This window comes from Phenylobacterium koreense (genome assembly GCF_040545335.1).
GTDB lineage: Bacteria > Pseudomonadota > Alphaproteobacteria > Caulobacterales > Caulobacteraceae > Phenylobacterium > Phenylobacterium koreense.
Genome location: NZ_JBEPLU010000001.1, coordinates 99,543 through 121,984, shown reverse-complemented (window position 1 = coordinate 121,984; position 22,442 = coordinate 99,543). Strand labels below are relative to the sequence as shown.

The following is a 22,442-nucleotide window of genomic DNA, read 5'->3' as shown; positions in this document are numbered from 1 at the left end:
CGCTGCGCGCGATTCGCGCCGCGGCCCCCGAGTCTCTTTCGGAGCCTTCGATGTCCGATCCCGATCGCGGCGCCTACACGCCCCCGACCGATGCGCCGCTCGCTTTCGACGCGCGCCAACCTGTACGAGGCGGCGGCCCCGCCCCAGTGATGCTTATCCTCAGCGCGCTCGTCCTGATCGCGCTCGTGGTCGCCATCATCATGTTCTACCGCTCCGGCGTTCGCGAGGCTGGCCAGCCGCCACGCACCGTGGGCGAACCCGTGGGCCAGATGAAGGGCGCGCCGCCGGCCGAGGACCAGCCGGACGATCCGGCCCAGGGCCTGCAGATCTACCAGTCGGAGGAGGGCGAGACCGCTCCGGCCGCGCCGAACTTCACCGCGCCGCCGGAACAGCCCCAGGCGCGTCCGGCCCCGGTCACCGTCCAGCCGCCGCCGCGCGCGGCGCCGTCCGCCGGCGGCCCGATCGCCGCCGCGCCGATCGCCCCGGTGACGCCGGCGCTCAAGGGCGCCGTCCAGCCCCCGCCGGCGCCGAAGACCTCGGCGCCCAAGACCATCGACCAGGCCCTGGCCCAGGCCCCCGCGACCAAGCCTGCGCCGGCTCCGGCCTCGGGCGGCGCGGCGGTCCAGATCGGCGCCTTCTCCTCGCAAGCCATCGCCGATCGAGAGTGGAGCGCGGCTGCGGCCCTGGCGGGCGGCGGCAAGGGCAAGCGCGTCGAGGCGGTCGATCGCAACGGCTCGACCCTCTACCGGACCCAGGTCACCGGCTTCGCCAGCAAGGCCGACGCCAGCGCCTTCTGCAGCAAGCTGAAGGCCGCCGGTAAGAGCTGCTTCGTCAAGTGACCAGCGCCGCGATCCTCGGCTGTCAGGGCCTTAGCCTCTCGCACGAGGAGGAGGCGTTCTTCCGCGACGTCCAGCCGTGGGGGTTCATCCTCTTCAAGCGCAACGTCGATACGCCCGACCAGGTGCGCAAGATGGTCGACCAGCTTCGCGCCACTGTAGAGCGCCCGGACGCCCCGGTGCTGATCGACCAGGAAGGCGGCCGCGTGCAGCGGCTCGGGCCGCCTCACTGGCGTCGCTATCCGCCGGGCCGGGCCTATGGCGACCTGCCGGCCAACGATCCCCTGCTGCGGCGGGAGATCACCCGGCTGGGCGCGCGCCTTCTGGCCCACGACCTGGCCGAGCTGGGGATCAACGTGGACTGCGTGCCGGTGCTCGACGTGCCGGTCGAGGGAGCCCATGACGTCATCGGCGATCGCGCCTATGCGAAGTCGCCGGAAGGTGTCGCGCTCCTGGGCCGGGCGGCTTGCGAAGGCCTGATCGCCGGCGGGGTCCTGCCGGTGATCAAGCACATCCCCGGTCACGGCCGGGCCATGGCCGACAGCCATCTGGATCTGCCGGTGGTCCAGACCGGCTATGACGAGCTCGAAGCCTGGGACTTCGCGCCTTTCCGCGTGCTCTCGGACATGCCGATGGCGATGACCGCCCACGTCGTCTACACCGCTATCGATCCCAAGCTGCCGGCGACCACCTCGAAGAAGGCCATGCGCCAGGTGATCCGCGGCGCCATCGGCTTCGATGGCCTGGTGATGAGCGACGACCTTTCCATGAAGGCTCTCGGCGGCGGCTTCGCCGACCGCGCGAAGGCCTCGCTCGCCGCTGGCTGCGACGTGGTGCTCCACTGCAACGGCGACATGGCCGAGATGAAGGCGGTGATCGCCGGGACCAAGGCGCTTTCCGGCCAGGCTGCGCGCAGGGCCAAGGCGGCCCTGGGACGGATATCGCGCTCACCGGAGCCTTTCGATGTCGAGGAGGCGCTGGCCCGCTTCGACGCCGCCTTCGAAGGCAGGTGGGCCGCGTGAGCACATTCCAGCCAAACCTCGACTTCAACGCGGCCAACACGGCGGCCGAGGACGGCGAGGCGCTGGTCATCGACATCGACGGCTACGAAGGTCCGCTTCACGTCCTGCTGGCGCTCGCGCGCAGCCAGAAGGTGGACCTTCTTCAGCTCTCCATCACCAAGCTGGCCGATCAGTATCTTTCCTTCGTCCAGCAGGCGCGGCGAGTGCGCTTCTCGCTGGCGGCGGACTATCTCGTCATGGCGGCCTGGCTGGCCTACCTGAAGTCGCGCCTTCTCCTGCCCAGGCCCGAGCGCCCGAAGGCCGAAGAGGCCCCGGCCGAGGAGATGGCCGCCCAACTCGCCTTCCGGCTGGCCAAGCTCGACGCCATGCGCAAGGCCGCCGACGCCCTTCGCGACGGCCCGCAACTCGGCCGCGAGATCTTCGTGCGCGGCGACCCCGAGGCCATCAAGGTGATCCCCTCGACCCGCCTCGAAGGCGATCTCTATGGCCTGATGAGCGCCTATATCCAGCAGCGCCGCAAGGAGCAGGGCCGTCACTACGCCCCGCGGGTTCAGCAGGCCTATCCGCTCGAAGACGCGCGCGACCGCCTGCGCGGCATGCTGCCGGAACTGGAGCGGTGGACCCCGCTCGCCGGCGTGGCCCCGCTCAAGCCGGCTGGCGAGGGCCCGACCCGGGCCTCCTATGTCGCCTCGACCCTCTCGGCCAGCCTGGAGCTGGTGAAGGAAGGCGCGCTCGAGACGCGGCAGCTCGAGGCCTTCGCCGACATCTACCTGCGTGCTCGTCGGGAACTGCGGCCGTGAGCGTCGAGACCGAACGTCAGGTCGAGGCGCTGCTGTTCGCGGCCGCCGGGCCGCTCAGCGTCGAGGATATCGCCAAGCGCCTGCCGGCGAACGCCGAGGTCCCGGCTGCGCTCGCGGCCCTGCAGCAGCGATACGAGGGCGGGGGCGTGGAACTTGCCTGCGTCGCCGGCCGCTGGCGTTTCCAGACCGCGGAGGACCTGGCCTTCCTGATGACGCAGGAGCGCGAAGAGCCGCGGCGCCTGTCCAAGGCCGCCCAGGAAACCCTGGCGATCATCGCCTATCACCAGCCGGTCACCCGCGCTGAAATCGAAGCTGTCCGCGGCGTCCAGGCCAGTAAGGGCACTCTCGACGTGCTGCTGGAATTGGGCCTGGTGCGGATGAGAGGCCGCCGCCGCTCGCCCGGCCGGCCGGTCACCTACGGCACCACCGACGCCTTCCTCGAGCACTACGGGCTGGCGCAGCTTTCCGACCTGCCGGGCATGGCGGAAATGAAGGCGGCGGGGTTGCTGAGCCTGGACTTGCCGCCGGATTTCAATGTCCCGACGCCCGGAGGGCTGGGCGCGCCGGACGAGGATCCTCTCGAAGACGGCGAGGCTCCGGAGTTCCATGTGGATTTCCTGGGAGAGGACGATCCGGCGCACTAGGACTCGTTGGCGCTTTCCCTGGCGAACGACTATATTGACTGCGAATAGGGGCGCGGCGCCAAGGCCGGCTGCCGACGCATAGGAGTTTGGATTTATGGGCGCCTTTCAACCCATCCATTGGATTCTCGTCGCAATTGTCGTGCTGCTGCTGTTCGGCGGCCGCGGCAAACTCTCGGGCATCATGGGCGATGCGGCCAAGGGTATTCGGGCTTTCAAGGACGGCCTAAAGGATGAGCCGACCAACACCGCCGATTCCTCCAAGCCGCTTCCGAAGGAACGCGAAAAGGACGAGGCCCGCGGCTGATCTAAGCCGTCTTCCGAAGGTTTCGCCCGCGCCGGCCCCACCGGCGCGGGCTCTTACGTCTAGGCTGCCACTGAATGCTTCCCGAGATCGGCGGGCTTGAACTTCTGGTCATCGCGGCGGTCGCCCTGATCGTCGTGGGGCCCAAGGACCTGCCTGTCATGCTGCGCAAGCTGGGCCAGTTCACGGCCAAGATCCGCGGTATGGCCAACGAGTTCCGCGCCAGCTTCGACGAGATGGCGCGCCAGTCCGAGCTCGACGAGCTGCGCAAGGAGGTCGAGGCCATGCGCCGCGGCCAAGCCTTCGACACGGCGGCGGCCGACGCCTCCAACGCCCAGGTCGACCAGGTCTTCAAGGAGATCGGCGACAGCCTGGATGGCTCCAGCGGCAGCTTCCAGCTCCACCCGCCGATGAGCCACCAGTACGACGCGCCGGCCGAGCCGACGACCACCATTGAGGAGATCGCGCCCGCGCCCGAACCGGCGGCGGCCGCCCCGGAAGCCAAGCCCCGCGCCCGTCGCTCGACCAAGCCCAAGGCCGAGACCGCGGCCAAGCCCAAGGCGTCCTCGACCGCCAAACCGAAATCGGCGGCCAAGCCGAAGTCCAAGGCCGGAGCCAAGGCGTGAGCAACCCCTACGACTCCGACGAGGCCGAGATCGAGGCCTCCCGGGCGCCTTTGCTCGATCACCTCGTCGAGCTGCGCTCGCGCCTGATCATCTGCGTCATAGCCGTGGCGCTGGCCTTTGTTGTCTGCTTCGCGTTCTCGCGGCAGATCTACATGTTCCTGCTGCATCCGTTCGCCATCGCCGCGCAGTTGCTGGCTGCCGAACAGGCCGCCCACGCCCAGCAGGCGGGCGGTTTCGATGTGATGAAGTTCCTGAATGGAACCAAGGACCTGTTCCTGGCTCTTGTCGGCGCACGCGAGGTTCCGGACGCCGCCGGCGCGGACCGGTTGAAGCTGGTCTTCACCGCGCCGCTGGAGTTCTTCTTCACCAAGCTCAAGCTGGCCGGCTTCGGCGCGGTGGTGCTCTCGTTCCCGGTGCTGGCCTGGCAGGTCTACGGCTTTGTGGCGCCCGGCCTTTACAAGCGCGAGCGCAAGGCCTTCCTGCCGTTCCTGGTCGCCTCGCCGACCCTGTTCCTGATGGGCGCGGCGCTGGTCTATTACGTGATCCTGCCCTTCGTGCTGTGGTTCTCCCTCTCCCAGCAGATCATCGGAGACGCCTCGGTGTCCGTCGAGCTGCTGCCCAAGGTCTCGGACTATCTGAGCCTGGTCACGACCCTGCTGCTGGCCTTCGGGCTCTGCTTCCAGCTTCCGGTGGTGCTGACGCTGCTGGGCATGGCGGGCTTGATTTCGTCCAAGGCGCTGTCGACCGGACGCCGCTACGCCATCGTCGGCGTCTTCGTGGTGGCGGCGGTGGTGACGCCGCCTGATCCGATCAGCCAGACCATGCTCGCGGTGCCGATCATCCTCCTCTACGAGGTATCGATCTGGTGCGTGCGGCTCATCGAAATCCGCCGCAAACGCGAGGACGAGGAGGCTGGCCGAGACATCGTGCCCGTCTAAGCGGGACCTGCCGGGGGTTGGCCCGCCCAGCGACGCGCTCTAGAGAAGTCCGCTCATCCTTACCGGCGGCGAAACCATGCACGACATCCGAGCCATTCGCGAAAACCCCGAGCTTTACGAGAAGGCATGGGCTGCGAAGGGTCGTTCCGGCGCCGCCGCGCAGGCCGTCGAACTCGACGCCAAACTCCGCGCCGCCAAGCTGGCGCTGGAGACCGCCCAGAGCCGCCGAAACGAAGCTTCCAAGCTGATCGGCCAGGCCAAGGCGAAGAAGGACGAGGCCGAGGCCCAGCGCCTGATGGCCGAGGTCGAGCAGGTGAAAGCTCTGCTGGCGGAGCAGGCCGAGGTCGAGCGCGCGGCCTCCGCCGAGTTGCACGACCTGTTGGCCGCCCTGCCGAACATCCCTTTGCCGGACGTACCGGCCGGCGCCGACGAGAATGACAATGTCGAAGTACGCCGTTGGGGCGAGCCCTTCGCCATCTCCAACCCGAAGGACCACGTCGACCTGGGCGAGGCGCTGGGCCTGGTGGACTTCGAGGCCGCCGCCCGCATGAGCGGCGCCCGCTTCGTCGTCCTCAAGGGCCAGATCGCGCGGCTTGAACGGGCCATCGGCCAGTTCATGCTCGACCTGCAGACGCGCGAGCACGGCTATACCGAAGTCTCGCCGCCGCTGATGGTCAATGACGCGGCCGCCTACGGCACCGACAAGCTGCCCAAGTTCGCCGACGATCTCTTCAAGACCACCGACGGCCGCTGGCTGATCCCCACCGCCGAGGTTCCGCTGACCAGCCTGGTCATGGGGCAGATCGTGGCGGAAGAAGAACTTCCCCTGCGGGTGACGGCGCTGACGCCCTGCTTCCGCTCGGAGGCCGGAGCCTCGGGCCGCGACACCCGCGGCATGATCCGCCAGCACCAGTTCTACAAGGTCGAGCTCGTCTCGATCACCGCGCCGGACAAGTCCGAGGAAGAGCACGAACGCATGGTCGGCTGCGCCGAGGCCGTGCTGAAGGCGCTGGAGCTGCCCTTCCGGACCATGCTGCTCTGCGCCGGCGATATGGGCTTCGGCGCCCGCAAGACCTACGACCTGGAGGTTTGGATCCCTTCGGAAGGCCGCTATCGCGAGATCAGCTCCTGCTCGAACTGTGGCGACTTCCAGGCCCGCCGCATGGACGCGCGCACCAAGAAGGCCGGCGAGAAGGGCACCCGTTACGTCCACAGCCTGAACGGCTCGGGCCTGGCCGTCGGCCGCACGCTGGTCGCGGTCATGGAAAACTACCAGGACGAAGACGGCCGCATCGCGATCCCGCAGGCCCTGCAGCCCTATCTGCCCGGCATGACCCACATCGGTGGCGAATGAGGATCCTGGTCACCAATGACGACGGCATCCACGCCGGGGGCCTCGTTGCGCTGGAGAACATCGCCCGCGCCTTGAGCGATGACGTCTGGATCTGCGCGCCAGAATATGAGCAGTCGGGCGCCAGCCGGGCTCTGACCCTCGCCGACCCAGTCCGCGTCCGGAAGCTGGGCGAGCGTCGTTTCTCCACCACCGGCACGCCCACCGATTGCGTCATGCTGGCAGTTCACGAGCTCATGGACGGGCCGCGGCCCGACCTGGTGCTCTCGGGCGTCAATCATGGTGCGAACCTGGCCGAGGACGTGACGCTCTCGGGCACCGTCGCCGGCGCCATCGAGGGCATGGCCCTCGGCATCCCCTCGATCGCCCTCTCCCAGGCGGGCTGGCCGGTCAACGCCGACCAGGGCGTGTTCGCCCCGGCCGAGCGCTTCGGCCCGGGGATCGTCAAGCGGCTGATCGAGATCGGCTGGCCGAGGGACGTGCTCATGAACATCAACTTCCCGGCCCGCCCGGTGGACGAGATCGTGGAGGTCGAGGTCACCCGCCAGACCTTCCGAGACGTCTCCGTGCGCCACGCCGAGAAGCGCACCGACCTGCGCAACCGCGAATACTACTGGATGGGTTTCCGCCACGAGATGTCCAAGCCCGCCGAAGGCACGGACCTGCGGGCCGTCTACGACGGTAAGATTTCCGTCACCCCCTTGCATATCGACCTGACCCATACCGAAACCGTCTTTCGTCTGAAGGGCGTGCTCGGGGGCGCGCCGCCGAAGGTCTGAGGCGGAGCATGGGCAATCAAGAAGCTGCACAGGACGACGGCGAGCGAAACACGCAGCTCGCACGGCTGATCCTCGCCCTGCGGTCCCAGGGGGTCACCGACCCGTCCGTGCTGGGCGCGATCGAGGTGACCCCGCGCGAAATCTTCACGCCGGACCTCTTCAAGGAGCGGGCGTTCGAGGATTCGGCCCTGCCGATCGCCTGCGGCCAGACCATAAGCCAGCCCTATATCGTAGGGCTGATGACCCAGGCTCTCTCGGTGGAGCCGCGCTCGCGGGTTCTCGAGATCGGCACCGGCTCCGGCTACCAGACCTCGATCCTCTCCAGGCTGTCGCGCCTCGTCTACACGGTGGAGCGCTATCGCACCCTGATGGGGGAGGCTGAGGCGCGCTTTAAAGGGCTTGGCCTGACCAATGTGATCACCCGGTTCGGCGATGGCGGGCTCGGCTGGCCCGAGCAGGCGCCGTTTGACCGCATTTTGGTCACAGCGGCGGCGCCGGAGGAGCCCAAGGCCCTGCTTTCACAGTTGAAACCCGCGGGAATCCTTGTCGCCCCAGTCGGACGCGGACCAGTCCAGAAGCTCATCCGCTATCTCGGGGATGGCGCTGGGGGCTTCCGGGCCGAGGTCATGACGGAGGTGCGTTTCGTGCCTCTGCTCGAGGGCGTCGCCAAGGAACCGTGAAGTTTAGACTTATTGGGTTGGCTTGGGCGTCGGCCGTAACCCATCATCACCAGTACGCCACGACTGATTCCGATCCCAGCTTTCCGGAGCGGCGATGACGCTTTCTCTTCCTCGTACGGTTCTCTTCCTCCTGGCCGGCACGGCGCTCACGGCCTGCTCCACCGTCGAACCTGTGCGTCCAAACTTCCCGACCCGGCCAGCGCCGGGCGCGGTCCAGTCGCCGCCGCCGACCATCTCGGTTCCGCCTCCGCCGCCGTCGGAAGACCTGCCGCCCCCGCGCCCGAGCGCGCCCGTGGATGCGACGCCGCTGCCGTCCCTGACGCCGTCCCGTCCCGCGACCCCGCCGCCGGCTTCGCGGCCGCAGGCGATGCAGACGGTCACCCGTACCAGCGTGGCCGGCAAGGTCGTCGAGGCCGAAGGCCCGGCCAAGGACTACACCGTCAAGAGCGGCGACAATCTCGACGCCATCGCCCGCACCCTCGGGACCACGCGCAAGCAGCTCGCCGACGACAACGACCTGAAGGCGCCCTACGCGCTGCGGCCCGGCCAGGTTCTCAAGGGACCCGCCTCGTCCAAGGCCAAGGCCTATGTGGTCGGTTCGGGCGACACCCTCTACGCCATCGCCGGTCGCTTCAGCGTCAGCGCCGCGGCGATCGCCGAGGCCAACGACCGCGACGTCCATGCGCCGCTCTCGATCGGCCAGCGCCTGATTCTTCCCGAGGGTTTCAAAGACAAGGGCCCGACCACGACCCGCGTCCAGGTTCCGGTCTCATCTGGAACCTTCGACGAGCCTCCGCCCGCGCGCTCCGAACCGCCGCCGCGGATGACCCAGCCGGCCCCGCCGCCTGTCGAGGAGCCGCCTGCGCGACCGACCGTGCGAACCCGCGTGACCGGCAAGGTCGTCGACACCACCGGCAAGCCCCAGTCCTACAAGGTCAAGAAGGGCGATAACCTCGACGCCATCGCCAGGTCGCTCGACACGACCCGCAAGCAACTCGCCGACGACAACAAGCTGAAGGCGCCTTACGCGCTGCAGCCGGGCCAGACGCTCCAAGGCCCGCCGACCAAGGCCAAGGCCTATGTGGCCGGTCCCGACGACACAATGGCCCTCATCGCCAAGCGCTTCGGCGTCACCCAGAAAGCCCTGGCGGGCGCCAACGGCCTTCGGGTCGGGGCTTCCATCCGTCCCGGCCGCCAGGTGATTCTGCCGGCGGGTTATCGCGACAGGGGGCCGATCCGCGAGGAGGTGGCGCCGCCCGCGCCGCCTTCCTCGACCCCGACGCCGGTTCCCACGCCGCCACCTTCGACCAGCAGCTATCCGAAGCCGACCACGCCGCCGCCGAGCCAGCCCTCCAGCCCGCCGGTGGTGAACCCGCCGGCCGCCGGCACGCCGACCGACGCTCAGATTTCCAGCTTCGGCCGGGGCCGCTTCATCTGGCCGCTGCGGGGCGACGTGATCTCAGGCTTCGGGCCGAAGGGCACCGGCCAGCGGAACGACGGCGTCAACGTGCGGGCGTCGGCCGGCTCGACGGTTCGCTCGGCGGCCGCCGGTGATGTGGTCTATGCGGGCGATCAGGTTCCGGGCTTCGGCAATCTCGTGCTCATCAAGCACACCGATGGCTGGGTCACGGCCTATGGGCACCTGTCTCGCGTCGACGTGAAGATGCAGCAGAAGGTGGTTCAGGGCCAACAGATCGGCCAGGCCGGCTCCACCGGCGGCGTTTCCGAGCCGCAGCTCCACTTCGAGGTCCGCTACGCACCCACGCCGCAGGACCGCGCGCGCCCCGTTGACCCGTTGCTGGTCCTGCCGAAATAGGGAAGGGGGGCGGGCTCGCCAAGTGAGCCCGCCGCCTTTAGACGGGCAAGCGCTTGCCCTGTTCGCCCGCCAGGTCGCGGATGAACTGATAGGCGACGCGGCCCGACCGCGACCCGCGAAGTTGCGCCCATTGCAGGGCCCGCCGCTCCAGTTCCGGATCGGAAAGCTCGAAGCGTTCGGCATAGGCCGCGATCGCGGCCAGATAGGTCGCCTGGTCCATGGGCGGGAAGCCGATCCAGAGGCCGAAGCGGTCCGAGACGCTGACCTCCTCCTCAGCGTCCTCGGCCGACGCCACCAGTCCGCGATCTTCGGTGTTGGTCCGCGGCATCAGATGGCGCCGGTTGGAGGTGGCCACGAACAGTACGTTCTCCGGCGGCCCGGAAACGCCGCCCTCCAGCGCCGATTTCAGCGCCTTGGCGGCCGCCGCGCCTTCCTCGAACGAAAGGTCGTCGCACAGCACCACGAAGCGCTCTGCGCGGCCGCGCAGCTCGTCGAACAGGACGGGCAGGGCGGTCACCTGGTCGCGATCGACCTCGACCAGCTTCAGCTCGGGCCAGACCTGCACCGCCTCCATGAAGGCGGCCTTGGTCAGGGTGCTCTTGCCGGTTCCGCGCACGCCCCACAGCAGGACGTGGTTGGCGGGCAGGCTCTTGGCGAAGCGCGCCAGGTTCTCCACGAACCGCTGCTTCTGGCGATCGATTCCCAGCAGGGAATCGAGAGGAAGGGCGTAGTCGGGCGCCGGGTGGAAGGCGCCGGTTACGGGATCGTGACGGAAGAGCCGCGCAGCTACGAAGGATGGTTCGACCTTCGTAGGGGGAGCCAGACGCTCCAGCGCCTCGGCGATACGGACAAGAACGGGTTTCAACGCATCTTCCATGGCTGCGCTGCTTAGCGGCACGGCGCTTCCATTGCAAAACGAAGACGCAGCGCATAGCTTCCGCCGACTTGAAAACCGGGTCCCCGACGGGCCCTGACTAAAGAGCTTCGGAGCGCCATGTTCGCCACGCCCGCCTTCGCACAGACCGCCGGAGCCGCCGCTGAGGGCGGCCTGCAGGCCATGCTGATCCAGATGCTGCCGCTCGTCGGCCTGGTCGTGCTGTTCTACTTCCTGATGATGCGGCCCCAGCAGCGTCGGATGAAGCAGCACCAGGAAATGATCACCAACCTGAAGCGGAACGACACCGTCGTCCTGAACTCGGGCGTGATCGGCAAGGTGGTGCGCGTCGAGGACAAGGAAATCGGCCTTGAAATCGCCCAGGGCGTCACCATCAAGGTGGTGAAGGGCATGATCGCCGAGGTCCGCGTGCGCGGCGAACCGGCCCCTGCTAACGACGCCAAGGCCTAAAAAGGCTAGACCTGCACATGATCACTCTTTCGCGCTGGAAGGTGATCGCCGTGGTTTTCGCGGCGATCTTCGGCGTGCTTTTCACCTTGCCGAATCTGTTGCCGCCCAACGTGCGCGACAGTCTTCCGGGCTTCATGCCCAAGCAGACCCTAAACCTGGGTCTCGACCTGCAAGGCGGATCGCACCTTCTGCTTGAAGTCGACACCGAAGCCCTTCGGCGCGAGCGACTGACCAACCTCGTGGAGGATGTTCGCACCCAACTGCGTGAAGCGAACATCACCTTCTCCGAACTGCGCCAGGTCGGCGGCGAGGTCACCGTCCTCGTCAACAACCCGGCCCAGGCCAATGACGCGGTCAACAAGCTGCGCGCCTCGGTAGCCGCCGCGCCTGTCGGTGCGCCCGGCGTCAGCGGCGTCAGCATCTCCAACGAAGGCGGCGGTCGTCTGCGCCTATCGCTCTCGCAGGACGCCATGAACGCCGAAGCCGGCCGCGCGGTGGACCAGTCCATCGAGATTCTGCGCCGCCGGATCGACGAACTCGGCACCCGCGAGCCCACCATCGTCCGCCAAGGGGTCAACCGGATCGTCGTCCAGGCGCCGGGCGAAAGCGATCCGCAGCGCCTGCGCGACGTCATCGGCCAGACCGCCAAGCTGACCTTCCAGATGGTCGACGAGAGCGTGACGCCCGAAGATATGGCCGTCGGCCGCATTCCGCCGGGCTCGGTCGTCATGCCCAGCGACGACGGTTCCGGCCAGTCCTACGTTCTCTATCGCCGGGCGCTAGTGACTGGCGAAATGCTGACCGACGCCCAGCAGCAGTTCGACCAGCAGACCGGCCAGGCGGTCGTCTCGTTCCGCTTCAACAGCCAGGGCGCCCGCCGCTTTGGCGACGCCACCGCCCAGAACATCGGCAAGCGTTTCGCCATCGTTCTGGACAACAAGGTCATCTCCGCACCGGTGATCCAAAGCGCGATCACTGGCGGCAGCGGCCAGATCACCGGGAACTTCACGCCCGAGAGCGCCAATGAACTGGCGATCCTCCTGCGCGCCGGCGCCCTGCCAGCCCCGCTGAAGGTCGAGCAGCAGTCCACCGTCGGCGCCGAACTGGGGGCCGACGCGGTCCGCGCCGGAGTGATTTCGCTGCTCATCGGCGGCGTGGCGATCATCGTCTTCATTATCCTCGCCTACGGCCTGTTCGGCGTCTTCGCGGCCATCGCCCTGATCGTGAACGTCCTGCTGATCCTCGGGATCATGTCGTTCACCCAGGCGACGCTGACCTTCCCGGGCATCGCGGGCCTGATCCTGACACTGGCCGTGGCCGTCGACGCCAACGTGCTCATCTACGAGCGGATACGCGACGAGGCCCATGCCGGACGCTCGATCATATCGGCCCTGGAGCACGGCTATTCCCGCGCCTTGGTCTCCATCCTGGACGCCAACATCACCAGCGCCATCTCTGCGTTGATCATGTTTCAGTTCGGCTCCGGGCCGATCCGGGGCTTTGCCTGGACGCTGCTGATCGGGGTCGTCACCTCGGTGTTCACCGCCGTCGTCATCACTCAGGTGCTCATCGGCCTGTGGTTCCGCACCACCCGGCCGAAGGCCCTGCCGATCGTATAGGGTTCAGGATATGTGGCCTCTGATCCGTATTCTGCCGCGTGAGTTTCACTTCAACTTCGTGCGGCTGGCGCCCTATGCGGCGGTCTTTTCAGCGATCCTCATCGTCCTCTCGGGCGTGTCCTTCTTCACCAAGGGCCTGAACCTCGGCATCGACTTCATCGGCGGTTCGATGATCGAGGTGCAAACCAAGGGTCCGGCCGACATCGGCGCGCTGCGCGCAACCATGATGCGGGTCGGCGGCGAGGACGCCCAGGTCCAGCAACTTGGCGCGCCCAACGGCGCCATGCTTCGCTTCCGCACCGCCGCCGGGGTGAACCCGGTCGAGGGCGCCGAGCGCATCAAGGCCGAGCTCGCCAAGACCTTCCCGGGCATCACCTTCAAGAAGGTCGAGGTCGTCGGGCCGAAGGTCTCGGGCGAACTGATGCGCGGGGGCTTCATGGCCCTCGGGGTCGCGGTCTTCCTGATGCTCCTCTACATCTGGTTCCGCTTCCAGCTTCAGTTCGGCCTCGGCGCCGTGGTCGGCGTGTTCCACGACGTCCTGCTGACGCTGGGCATGCTGTCGGCGACCCACCTCGAGTTCTCGATGACCTCCATCGCCGCCCTGCTGACGGTGATCGGCTATTCGATGAACGAGAAGGTCATCACCTTCGACCGGCTTCGCGAGAACCTGCGCAAGTACAAGACCGCGCCCCTGGGAGAGGTCATCAACCGGTCCGAGAACGAGCGTCTGTCCCGGACGCTGATCACCGGCTCGACCGCGATCCTCGCCTTGTCGGGCGCAGTGTTCTTCGGCGGGCCGGTGCTGCTGCCGCTGGTCATCACCATGGTGTTCGGCATCCTGGTCGGCACCTATTCGTCGATCTATGTCGCTCTACCGATCATCCTGCTCTGGGGGGTGAAGCGCGGGGACGAGCCGGCCGAGCCGCTCAAGCCGGCGAGGGCCTAGTGGCCCGCGACGCGCCTCAGATCGAGACCTATGGAGATGGCGGCTTCCGCCTCTCCACCGGCCGTCACGAGGGCTCGTTGCTGATCTTGCAGGACCAGGCCCTGGCCTGGCCGGTGCGATCGATGGCCGAGCTGGCGCCCGAGCACTTCGCCAAAGTGCTCGAGGCCGGCCGTGAGGCGGTGGAGTTCGTCCTCCTAGGCGCCGGCGCCTCCAACGCCTTGCCGCCGCGCCCCGTCCGCGAGGCGCTGCAGCGGGCGGGCATCGGGCTGGAGTTCATGGACACCGCCTCGGCCTGCCAGTTCTACAACATCCTCACGGCCGACGGCCGCAAGCTCGCCGCGGCGCTGATCGCGGTCTAGGTTCGGGCTCAGTCAGACCGCGCCCGGCGGGCGTTTTTCTCATTTCGTGATGTCCGAACCTGAAGTCCCCGACGATCTCGACGCCCAGACCCGCCGGGTCGATTCCGAGCGCTGGCTGTCGAGCCGTTTCATCGCCGATCCCGAGAAGCGCGCTGACGTGGTCGCCATCTACGCCTTCGATCACGAACTGGCGCGCGCGCCCAAGGTGGCGTCCAACCCGCTGCTCGGCGAGATTCGCCTGACCTGGTGGCGCGAGGTGCTGGACGAGGTCTATGGCGGCCGGCCCGTCCGCCACCACCCGACGGCGCTTTCCCTCGCCAAGGCCATCGAGCGGCGCAGCCTGCCGCGCGAGCCGCTGGAGGCGATGGTCGACGCCCGCTACCGCGAGCTCGAGCCCGAGCCCATGACCCTTGCCGACGCCCTGGAGTGGGCGGAGGGAACCGGCGGGGCGGCCGCCCGCGCGGCGGCCCTGGTCCTTGACCCTGGGGCGGATCTTCCCCGTGTCGCCGAGGCTGGGAAGGCCTGGGCGATCGGACGCCTGATGGGCACCGCAGGGATGGAGGGGGAGGACGCCCAGGCGGCGCTCAGCGAGGCGCTGGACCAGGCCCACGGCATATCGGTCGCCGCCTTTCCCGCCGTGGCCCATGCGACCCTGGCCCGCGTCCGGGCGCAGGGGCGACGGCCAAGCGACCTGGAGGCGCGCCTGCGCCTCTTCCTGGCGGTCGCCCGCGGGCGACTCTGAAGCCTATTCGGCGGCGATCTTCGTGTTCGCCCCGACCCAGGCGTCCAGGTCGGCCAAGGCGCGTTCGCCCACAGCCAGCTTCTTGTTGCGGCCGCGCTCCTTGGCGCCGATCCGGCTGCCGTCCTCGCGGCGCTTGGCGCCGGCGTTCTCCAGCGGCGGCAACAGGCCGTAATTGATGTTCATCGGCTGGAACGAGCCCTTGCCAGCGTCGATGTGGCCGCCGGTGATATGGCCGATCAGCGCGCCCAGGGCCGTCGTGGCCGGTGGCGGCTCGATCCCGGCGCCCAGCCGTTCGGCGGCGGCGAAACGGCCGGCCAGCAGGCCGACAGCCGCGCTTTCCACATAGCCCTCGACCCCGGTCACCTGGCCCGCAAAGCGCAGCCGCGGCTGGTTCTTCATCCGCAGTTGGGCGTCCAGCAGCTTCGGGCTGTTCAGGAAGGTGTTGCGGTGCAGGCCACCGAGACGCGCGAACACCGCCTTCTCCAGGCCCGGAATGGTCCGGAAGATCTCGGTCTGGGCGCCGTGCTTCAGCTTTGTCTGGAAGCCGACCATGTTCCACAGCGTGCCCAGGGCGTTGTCCTGGCGCAGTTGGACGATAGCGTAGGCTTTCTCGTCCGGCTTATGCGCGTTGGTCAGGCCGACCGGCTTCATTGGCCCGTGGCGCAGGGTCTCGCGGCCCCGCTCGGCCATCACCTCGATCGGCAGGCAGCCGTCGAAATAGGGCACGTTCTCCCAGTCCTTGAACTTTGACTTCGGCCCGGCCAGCAGGGCGTCGATGAAGGCCTCGTACTGCTCCTTGTTCATTGGGCAGTTGATGTAGGCGGCGGTTTCGCCCGCCGGCCCAGCCTTGTCGTAGCGCGACTGCCGCCAGCAGACGTCCATGTCGATGGAGTCGAAGTTCACGATCGGGGCGATGGCGTCGAAGAAGGCCAGCTCGCCCTCGCCGGTCAGCTTCAGGATCGCTTCCGACAATGCCGGCGAGGTGAGGGGGCCGGTCGCGACGATCACGCTGTCCCATTCGGCCGGCGGCAGGCCAGCGATCTCTTCGCGTTCGATGGTCACCAGCGGGTGCGCCTCGAGCCGCGCGGTCACCGCCTGGGAAAAGCCCTCGCGGTCCACCGCCAGGGCTCCGCCGGCTGGCACCTGGTGCTGGTCTCCGCAGGCCATGATAATCGAGCCGAGCTTGCGCATCTCGGCGTGCAGCAGGCCCACGGCGTTGCCGGTCCAGTCGTCGGCCCGGAACGAGTTCGAGCAGACGAGCTCGGCGAGGCCCTCCGTCTGGTGCGCGTCCGTCTTGCGGACCGGACGCATTTCATGAAGCACGACAGGGACGCCGGCCTGGGCGACTTGCCAGGTGGCCTCGGAACCGGCGAGGCCGCCGCCGACGATGTGGACAGGTTTGATCGACATGCGTGACTAACTAGCAACGATTGCAAGACTTCGCGAGCTAGGCCTTGCGGGGCGCCGGACCTATCACCAGAATCCGCAGCCAAACAGGGGCCGACTCGTTAATGGCGACGTCAGGCCAGAGGATAGAGATGAACGCGTTCTCGGCGACCGACGCCGCTTTCGAAGGTTTCCGACTGACGCGAGAACGACCGAGGATCGTCCTCGTCTGGGCTGCGCTGTGCTTTTTCGTCAGCATCTGCAGCGCCGTCTACCTCACCACCGTTGGCCGCGAGGCCAGCGCCCTGCTGGAAGCCGGTCCCGCTGAAACTCCCGATCCCGCCGCGCTGGGCGAGATGATCGGCGTCCTCTTCCCGATGATGATCGTCGGCCTGCTGCTCCAGTGCGTGATGGCGGCGGCGGTCTACCGCGTCACCCTGCGACCGGAAGACCACGGCTTTTCCTATCTCAAGCTGGGCATGGACGAGATCCGCCTGGCCCTGCTGACCTTCGTCTATTTCCTCCTGGCCATGGTGGCCCTGTTCGGCGCCGTCCTGATCGCCGGGATCATCGCCGCCATCGTCATGGGCGTGGCGGGGCAGGGGGCGGGAACCATGATGGCCGTGGTCATCGAGTTCTTCATCCTCGGCGTCCTGTTCTTTGTGGCGGTGCGCCTGTCGCTGGCCCCGGCCATCACCTTCGCCGAACATCGGCTGTCGATCTTCGACTCCTGGAAGCTGACCAAGGGCCAGTTCTGGAAGCTGACCGGCGCCTACGCCCTGGCCATCTGCGGCATCGTCGCCATGTCGCTGCTGGTCCTGGTGATCTTCGTGGCCGCCGTGGCTATCGCCAAGGGCGGCGATATCCAGGCAGCCGGACGGATGTTCAACCCGGACAATTCGTCCCTGCAGGCCTATTTCTCGGTGACGATGATCCTCTACCTGCTGGTCTCGGCTTGGCTCAGCGCGCTCTACTACGCGGTGATGATCGCGCCGGCCGCGGTGGCCTATCGCGGGCTGAGCGGCCGGAAGGCCTAGGCGGCGGCGCTGGGCCGGGCGCTCACCCGCGCGCGCCAGGCCTTGAGGTTCTCGAACTCGTCTTCGACCGGCAGGCCGATCCATTCGGCGAAGTCCACCGTCGAGAGCAGGCAGATGTCGGCCATCGAGTAGGTGTCGCCCACCAAGAATTCGCGGCCCGCCAGTTCGCGGTCCACGTACCTCTGCGCTCCCTGATAGGTCTCGCGATTGGACTCCCCGAAGTCCCTGTACTGGGTCAGCAGAGCCGCGGTGCGTGGGTGCGCGTGCCGCCAGAAATTGCCGACCGGGGTCATGACCGCGAACTCGACGCGGCGGATCCACTGGTCGATCAGCGCCTTCTCCACCGCCATCGTCCCGAACATCGGCGGCTGCGGGTTGGTCTCCTCGAAGTAGCGGCAGATCGCGACGGTCTCGGAGATGCAGGTCCCATCGTCCAGCTCCAGAGCGGGGAGTTGCCCCATCGAGTTCTTGGCGCGGAACTCGGCCGACTTGTGTTCGCGCTTCATCATGTTCACCGGCGTCTCGGGCAGGTCGATACCCTTCTCGGCGAGGAAGATGCGGACGCGGCGGGGGTTCGGCGCCGGCATCGGCGCGCCGTAGAGGATCATGGTGGCTCCCTAAGTCTTTCGGCCACGCTATTGCGAACCGCGACCGCGCTGCAAGCGTCCGAAAGCCGCCAGCCTTGACGCGCGAAGCTGGTAGAATGCCGCCATGACCGAAGGCTATCACCGCTTTGAGACGGCCCTTGGGCTCTGCGCGGTCGCATGGAGCGATAAGGGGCTGACGGCCGTATTCCTGCCGCAGGTCGAGGGCGCGAGCCTGCAGGCCAAGCTGGCCAAGCGCTATCCCGAGATCGCCGAACAGGCGCCGCCGCCGGTTGTCGCCGCCGCGATCGCCGGCATCCAGGCCCTGCTGGCCGGCGAGAAGCGCGACTTGCGCGAGATCGTCCTCGACGAGGCCGGGACGCCCATCTTCAACCTGCAGGTTTACGCCATCGCCCGCGCCATCCCGCCGGGCCAGACCTTGACCTATGGCGACATCGCCCGTCGCCTGGGCGAGGTCAGTCTGTCACGCGCGGTGGGCCAAGCCCTCGGCGCCAATCCCTGGCCGATCGTGGTGCCCTGCCACCGTGTCCTGGCGTCCGGCGGCAAAAAGGGCGGCTTCTCCGCCCCCGGCGGCGCCGACACCAAGTTGCGCATGCTGGAAATCGAAGGCGCGCTTTCGCCCGACACCCTGCCGCTGTTCGGCGGGCGGTAATCCTTCTCCTTCCGCTTTATGGGGGAGCAGAAGAGATCTTATGCGCTCTTCTTCGCCTGTCCGCGCCGCTCCTCGTGACGCTTGAGGATGTCGGCCAGGTAGCGACCGGTCCAGCTACGCGGATTGTCGGCCACCTGTTCGGGCGAGCCTTGAGCCACGATTTCGCCGCCGCCGTCGCCGCCCTCGGGGCCGAAGTCGACCAGCCAGTCGGCGGTCTTCACCACGTCCAGGTTATGCTCGATGACGACCATGGTGTTGCCCTGGTCGGCCAGCTCGTGCAGCACCTCCAGCAGCTTCTTCACGTCCTCGAAGTGCAGGCCGGTGGTCGGCTCGTCGAGAATGTAGAGCGTCTTGCCGGTGGCGCGGCGCGAGAGCTCCTTGCTCAGCTTCACCCGCTGCGCCTCACCGCCCGACAGCGTCGTCGCTGACTGGCCGACCTGGACGTAGCCAAGGCCAACCCGCTTCAGCGTCTCCATCTTGTCGCGCACCGGCGGCACCGCCTTGAAGAAGTCGGCGGCCTCCTCGACGGTCATGTCCAGCACGTCGGAGATCGACTTACCCTTGAAGAGGACCTCCAGGGTCTCGCGGTTGTAGCGCTTGCCGTGGCAGACGTCGCAGGTGACGTAGACGTCTGGCAGGAAGTGCATCTCGATCTTGATGACCCCATCGCCCTGGCAGGCCTCGCAGCGCCCGCCCTTGACGTTGAACGAGAAGCGGCCGGGGCCGTAGCCGCGGGCCTTGGCTTCCGGCAGGCCGGCGAACCAGTCGCGGATCGGCTGAAAGGCCCCGGTATAGGTCGCCGGGTTGGAACGCGGCGTGCGGCCGATCGGCGACTGGTCGATGTCGATGACCTTGTCGAACAGCTCCAGCCCCTCGATCCGCTCGTGCGGCGCCGGCGCATCCGAGGCGTTGTGCAGCCGGCGGGCGGCGGCCTTGTAGAGGGTCTCGATGGTGAAGGTCGATTTGCCGCCGCCCGAGACGCCGGTGATGCAGGTGAAGGTCCCGGCCGGGATTTCCGCGGTCACGTTCTTCAGGTTGTTGCCGGTCGCGCCGACGACGCGCAGCACCTTCTTCTTCGAGATCGGCCGGCGCTGTTCGGGGATCTCGATCTCCCGCGCGCCGGACAGGTACTGGCCGGTGACGCTCTTGGGGTTGGCCATGATCTCGTTCGGCGGACCCTGGGCGATGATCTCGCCCCCGTGGACGCCGGCCGCTGGCCCCATGTCGATCACGTAGTCGGCGGTGAGGATCGCCTCCTCGTCGTGCTCGACGACCAGCACCGAATTGCCCAGGTCGCGCAGGCCCTTCAGGCTTTCCAGCAGGCGGGTGTTGTCGCGCTGGTGCAAACCGATGGACGGCTCGTCCAGCACGTAGAGCACGCCGGTCAGGCCCGAACCGATCTGGCTGGCCAGGCGGATGCGTTGGCTCTCGCCGCCCGACAGCGTGCCGGACGAGCGCGACATATTCAGATAATCGAGGCCGACATTGACCAGGAACCGCAGACGGTCGTTGATTTCTTTCAGAATCCGCCGGGCGATCTCCATCTGCTTTTCGGTCAGCACCTGCTCCAGGCCGGCGAACCATTCGCCGGCGTGGCGGATCGACAGGCGGCTGATCTCGCCGATGTGTCGGCCGTTGATCTTCACGGCCAGGGCCTCGGGCTTCAGGCGATAGCCTTCACAGGCCTCGCAGGGCGTTTCCGACTGGTAGCGGCCCAGTTCTTCACGCACCCAGGACGAGTCCGTCTCGCGCCAGCGGCGTTCCAGGTTGGGCAGCACGCCCTCGAAGGTCTTGTTGACCTCGTACTTCCGGGCGTTGTCGTCATAGACGAACTTGATCTTTTCCGAGCCCGATCCATAGAGCACCACGGTCTTGGCGCCCTCGGGCAGCTTCCACCACGGCATGTCCATCGAGAAGCCGTAGTGGGCGGCCAGCGCCTGCAGGGTCTGGGTGTAGAGGGGCGAGGGGCCCTTGGCCCAAGGCGCGATCGCGCCCTTGTGCAGGGTCTTTTCCTTGTCGGGCGTCACCAGGTCGGCGTCGAAGGCCAGCTTGGCGCCCAGGCCGTCGCACACGGGGCAGGCCCCGTAGGGATTGTTGAACGAGAAAAGCCGCGGCTCGATCTCGCTGATCGTGAAGCCGGAAACCGGGCAGGCGAATTTCTCCGAGAAGATCAGCCGCTTGGGCTCGGTCTCGCCGTCGGCGAGGTCCGCCCATTCGGCCGTGGCGATGCCGTCGGCCAGCTTCAGCGCGGTTTCCAGGCTGTCGGCGTAGCGACTCTCGAGGCCGGCCTTGGTCACCAGCCGGTCCACAACCACGTCGATGTCGTGCTTGAACTTCTTGTCGAGGGCGGGGGCGTCCTCGATCGGATAGAACTCGCCGTCGATCTTCAGCCGCTGGAAGCCGGCCTTCTGCCACTCGGCGATCTCCTTGCGGTACTCGCCCTTGCGGCCCCTCACCACCGGCGCCAGCAGATAGAGCCGCTCGCCCTCGGGCAGGGCGGTCAGCTTGTCGACCATCTGGCTGACGGTCTGGCTCTCGATCGGCAGGCCGGTCGCCGGCGAATAGGGCACGCCCACCCGCGCCCACAGGAGGCGCATGTAGTCGTGGATCTCGGTCACCGTGCCGACGGTCGAGCGCGGGTTGCGGCTGGTGGTCTTCTGCTCGATGGAGATCGCCGGCGACAGGCCCTCGATAAGGTCCACGTCGGGCTTGCTCATCAGTTCCAGGAACTGGCGGGCATAGGCCGAGAGGCTCTCGACATAGCGACGCTGGCCCTCGGCGTAGATCGTGTCGAACGCCAGCGAACTCTTGCCCGAGCCGGACAGGCCGGTCAGGACGACGAGTTCCCCACGCGGGATATCGACGCTGACATCCTTCAGATTGTGCTCGCGCGCGCCGCGCACGCGGATGAAGTTGAGCTGTTCGGCCATGGTTTTCCGGAAAACGCTTACCGCCGCCGATGCCCTCGGCGGCTTCCGTCTAATGTAGTTCCGAGACTCACCGATAACACAGGAACATTGTGTGAACAAACCTGGCTGCGGCAATCCGATCGGCAGGTTTTACGCCGATGCGCGCACAAACCTGTCAGCAGCGATGTCAGCAGGGTGCATCTAACCGCCGAGCGCGGGCCTCACCCCTCGCGGCGCTCGTAGCGCGGGGTGCGCTTCTCCAAGAAGGCGGCGACGCCTTCGCCAAAGTCGCCGTCGAGGCTGGCGAGGATCTGGTTGCGGTCTTCCATGGCGATGGCCGCTTCCAGCCCCTGGGCGTCGATGGCGTGGTTGAGCGCCTCCTTGGTCAGCCGCAGGCCGAGCGGCGTGGCGTGCAGCATGTCGGCGGCGAAGCGCTGCGCCTCGGCCGCCATCGCCTCCGGCTCCACGACGCGGCTGACCAGGCCGAGCTGATAGGCGCGCTCGGCCTCGATGAAGCGGCCGGTCAGCATGTACTCGGCCGCCACCGACGATCCGACCATCCGCGGCAGGAAATAGCTCACCCCGATGTCGCAGGCCGAGAGGCCGATGCGGATGAAGGCGGCGTTCATCCGGGTGCGCGGGGTAGCGATCCGCACGTCCGAGGCCAGGGCCAGGGCGAAGCCGCCGCCGCTGGCGGCGCCGTCGACGCAGGCGATGATCGGTTGGGGGCAGCGGCGCATGGCGATGACGATCTCACTGATCTGCCGCTGGCCGGTCAGGCTTGCGCCCACCGACCTCTCGCCGTTTCCTTGCGCGTTGCGCTCCTTCAGGTCGAGCCCTGCGCAGAACGCCCGGCCCGCGCCCGACAGCACCACCACCCGCACGTCGCGGCGCCAGTAGAGCCCGACGAAGAAGTCGCGCAGCTCCTCGACCAGTCGCCGGTTCAGGGCGTTCAGCCGCTCGGGCCGGTTCATCGTCGCCCAGACGACGTCGCCGTCCTGGCGCAGATCGAGGTGCTCGTACACGGCAAGGCTCCCTTGGTTCCCCGC

Annotated in this window: 23 protein-coding genes; 18 read left to right on the top strand and 5 right to left on the bottom strand. The window is 67.7% G+C overall.

Annotated features, from left to right (window positions below):
- The first annotated feature begins 50 nt into the window (after nt 1-50).
- From ftsN to ABID41_RS00555, 11 genes are all read left to right on the top strand, one after another.
- The gene (ftsN, locus tag ABID41_RS00605) at nt 51-839 is read left to right on the top strand and encodes a cell division protein FtsN (RefSeq protein ID WP_354296961.1); all 789 of its coding nucleotides are present in this window, start codon (nt 51-53) and stop codon (nt 837-839) included.
- Nucleotides 836-1,858, top strand: coding sequence for a beta-N-acetylhexosaminidase (nagZ, locus tag ABID41_RS00600; RefSeq protein ID WP_331927564.1), 1,023 nt, complete (start codon nt 836-838; stop codon nt 1,856-1,858). Before ftsN ends, nagZ begins: the two co-directional genes overlap by 4 nt.
- On the top strand, nt 1,855-2,658 hold the full coding sequence (locus ABID41_RS00595) for a segregation and condensation protein A (protein WP_331927562.1): 804 nt from the start codon (nt 1,855-1,857) through the stop codon (nt 2,656-2,658). The genes nagZ and ABID41_RS00595 overlap by 4 nt, the downstream gene beginning before the upstream one ends.
- Nucleotides 2,655-3,302, top strand: a complete 648-nt coding sequence (gene scpB, locus ABID41_RS00590; protein WP_331927560.1) for an SMC-Scp complex subunit ScpB — start codon at nt 2,655-2,657, stop codon at nt 3,300-3,302. The genes ABID41_RS00595 and scpB overlap by 4 nt, the downstream gene beginning before the upstream one ends.
- A 94-nt stretch (nt 3,303-3,396) precedes the next feature.
- On the top strand, nt 3,397-3,606 hold the full coding sequence (gene tatA / locus ABID41_RS00585) for a twin-arginine translocase TatA/TatE family subunit (protein ID WP_331927558.1): 210 nt from the start codon (nt 3,397-3,399) through the stop codon (nt 3,604-3,606).
- Between the two features lie 74 nt (nt 3,607-3,680).
- Entirely contained in the window at nt 3,681-4,229 is a 549-nt protein-coding gene (gene tatB, locus ABID41_RS00580) for a Sec-independent protein translocase protein TatB (RefSeq protein WP_331927556.1), read from the top strand.
- Nucleotides 4,226-5,167, top strand: a complete 942-nt coding sequence (gene tatC / locus ABID41_RS00575) for a twin-arginine translocase subunit TatC (RefSeq protein ID WP_331927554.1) — start codon at nt 4,226-4,228, stop codon at nt 5,165-5,167. The genes tatB and tatC overlap by 4 nt, the downstream gene beginning before the upstream one ends.
- Nucleotides 5,168-5,243: 76 nt before the next feature.
- Entirely contained in the window at nt 5,244-6,521 is a 1,278-nt protein-coding gene (gene serS / locus ABID41_RS00570) for a serine--tRNA ligase (RefSeq protein ID WP_331927552.1), read from the top strand.
- A complete protein-coding gene (surE, locus tag ABID41_RS00565) occupies nt 6,518-7,297 on the top strand; it encodes a 5'/3'-nucleotidase SurE (RefSeq protein ID WP_331927550.1) in 780 nt (259 codons plus the stop codon). Before serS ends, surE begins: the two co-directional genes overlap by 4 nt.
- Before the next feature lie 8 nt (nt 7,298-7,305).
- Nucleotides 7,306-7,977 (top strand): protein-L-isoaspartate(D-aspartate) O-methyltransferase, encoded by a 672-nt coding sequence (locus tag ABID41_RS00560; RefSeq protein ID WP_331927548.1) that lies wholly within the window; start codon nt 7,306-7,308, stop codon nt 7,975-7,977.
- 94 nt (nt 7,978-8,071) lie between these two features.
- A complete protein-coding gene (locus tag ABID41_RS00555; RefSeq protein WP_354296954.1) occupies nt 8,072-9,793 on the top strand; it encodes a LysM peptidoglycan-binding domain-containing protein in 1,722 nt (573 codons plus the stop codon).
- A gap of 37 nt (nt 9,794-9,830) precedes the next feature.
- On the opposite strand, the gene ABID41_RS00550 is transcribed toward ABID41_RS00555, so the two are convergent.
- On the bottom strand, nt 9,831-10,670 hold the full coding sequence (locus ABID41_RS00550) for an ATP-binding protein (RefSeq protein ID WP_331932673.1): 840 nt from the start codon (nt 10,668-10,670) through the stop codon (nt 9,831-9,833).
- 117 nt (nt 10,671-10,787) lie between these two features.
- On the opposite strand from ABID41_RS00550, the gene yajC reads away from it, so the two are divergent.
- The 5 genes from yajC to ABID41_RS00525 are packed head-to-tail and all read left to right on the top strand — an operon-like array spanning nt 10,788 to nt 14,804.
- Entirely contained in the window at nt 10,788-11,138 is a 351-nt protein-coding gene (yajC, locus tag ABID41_RS00545) for a preprotein translocase subunit YajC (RefSeq protein ID WP_331932668.1), read from the top strand.
- A gap of 17 nt (nt 11,139-11,155) precedes the next feature.
- Nucleotides 11,156-12,757: a protein translocase subunit SecD gene (secD, locus tag ABID41_RS00540; protein WP_331932669.1), complete on the top strand. Its 1,602-nt coding sequence runs from the start codon at nt 11,156-11,158 to the stop codon at nt 12,755-12,757.
- 10 nt (nt 12,758-12,767) lie between these two features.
- A complete protein-coding gene (gene secF / locus ABID41_RS00535; RefSeq protein WP_331932670.1) occupies nt 12,768-13,703 on the top strand; it encodes a protein translocase subunit SecF in 936 nt (311 codons plus the stop codon).
- Nucleotides 13,703-14,062: an Mth938-like domain-containing protein gene (locus tag ABID41_RS00530; RefSeq protein ID WP_331932671.1), complete on the top strand. Its 360-nt coding sequence runs from the start codon at nt 13,703-13,705 to the stop codon at nt 14,060-14,062. Before secF ends, ABID41_RS00530 begins: the two co-directional genes overlap by 1 nt.
- A gap of 49 nt (nt 14,063-14,111) precedes the next feature.
- Complete coding sequence (locus tag ABID41_RS00525) at nt 14,112-14,804, top strand: squalene/phytoene synthase family protein (RefSeq protein WP_354297720.1); 693 nt, start codon at nt 14,112-14,114, stop codon at nt 14,802-14,804.
- Between the two features lie 3 nt (nt 14,805-14,807).
- On the opposite strand, the gene trmFO is transcribed toward ABID41_RS00525, so the two are convergent.
- On the bottom strand, nt 14,808-16,214 hold the full coding sequence (gene trmFO, locus ABID41_RS00520; protein WP_354296950.1) for a methylenetetrahydrofolate--tRNA-(uracil(54)-C(5))-methyltransferase (FADH(2)-oxidizing) TrmFO: 1,407 nt from the start codon (nt 16,212-16,214) through the stop codon (nt 14,808-14,810).
- Between the two features lie 128 nt (nt 16,215-16,342).
- Between trmFO and ABID41_RS00515 the strand changes: the two genes are divergently transcribed.
- Nucleotides 16,343-17,227 carry a hypothetical protein gene (locus tag ABID41_RS00515; RefSeq protein ID WP_331929905.1) on the top strand — a complete coding sequence of 295 codons (885 nt, stop codon included), beginning with the start codon at nt 16,343-16,345 and terminating at the stop codon, nt 17,225-17,227.
- Here the strand turns inward: ABID41_RS00515 and ABID41_RS00510 are convergent.
- Nucleotides 17,224-17,835, bottom strand: a complete 612-nt coding sequence (locus ABID41_RS00510) for a glutathione S-transferase family protein (RefSeq protein WP_331929907.1) — start codon at nt 17,833-17,835, stop codon at nt 17,224-17,226. The two genes, ABID41_RS00515 and ABID41_RS00510, sit on opposite strands and share 4 nt — an antisense overlap.
- A gap of 103 nt (nt 17,836-17,938) precedes the next feature.
- Between ABID41_RS00510 and ABID41_RS00505 the strand changes: the two genes are divergently transcribed.
- Nucleotides 17,939-18,484: a methylated-DNA--[protein]-cysteine S-methyltransferase gene (locus ABID41_RS00505; RefSeq protein WP_331929909.1), complete on the top strand. Its 546-nt coding sequence runs from the start codon at nt 17,939-17,941 to the stop codon at nt 18,482-18,484.
- Between the two features lie 38 nt (nt 18,485-18,522).
- On the opposite strand, the gene uvrA is transcribed toward ABID41_RS00505, so the two are convergent.
- Together uvrA and ABID41_RS00495 are read right to left on the bottom strand one after the other, a co-directional pair.
- Nucleotides 18,523-21,414 carry an excinuclease ABC subunit UvrA gene (gene uvrA, locus ABID41_RS00500; protein ID WP_331929911.1) on the bottom strand — a complete coding sequence of 964 codons (2,892 nt, stop codon included), beginning with the start codon at nt 21,412-21,414 and terminating at the stop codon, nt 18,523-18,525.
- Nucleotides 21,415-21,614: 200 nt separating this feature from the next.
- The gene (locus tag ABID41_RS00495) at nt 21,615-22,418 is read right to left on the bottom strand and encodes an enoyl-CoA hydratase/isomerase family protein (RefSeq protein WP_331929913.1); all 804 of its coding nucleotides are present in this window, start codon (nt 22,416-22,418) and stop codon (nt 21,615-21,617) included.
- Between the last annotated feature and the right edge of the window lie 24 nt (nt 22,419-22,442).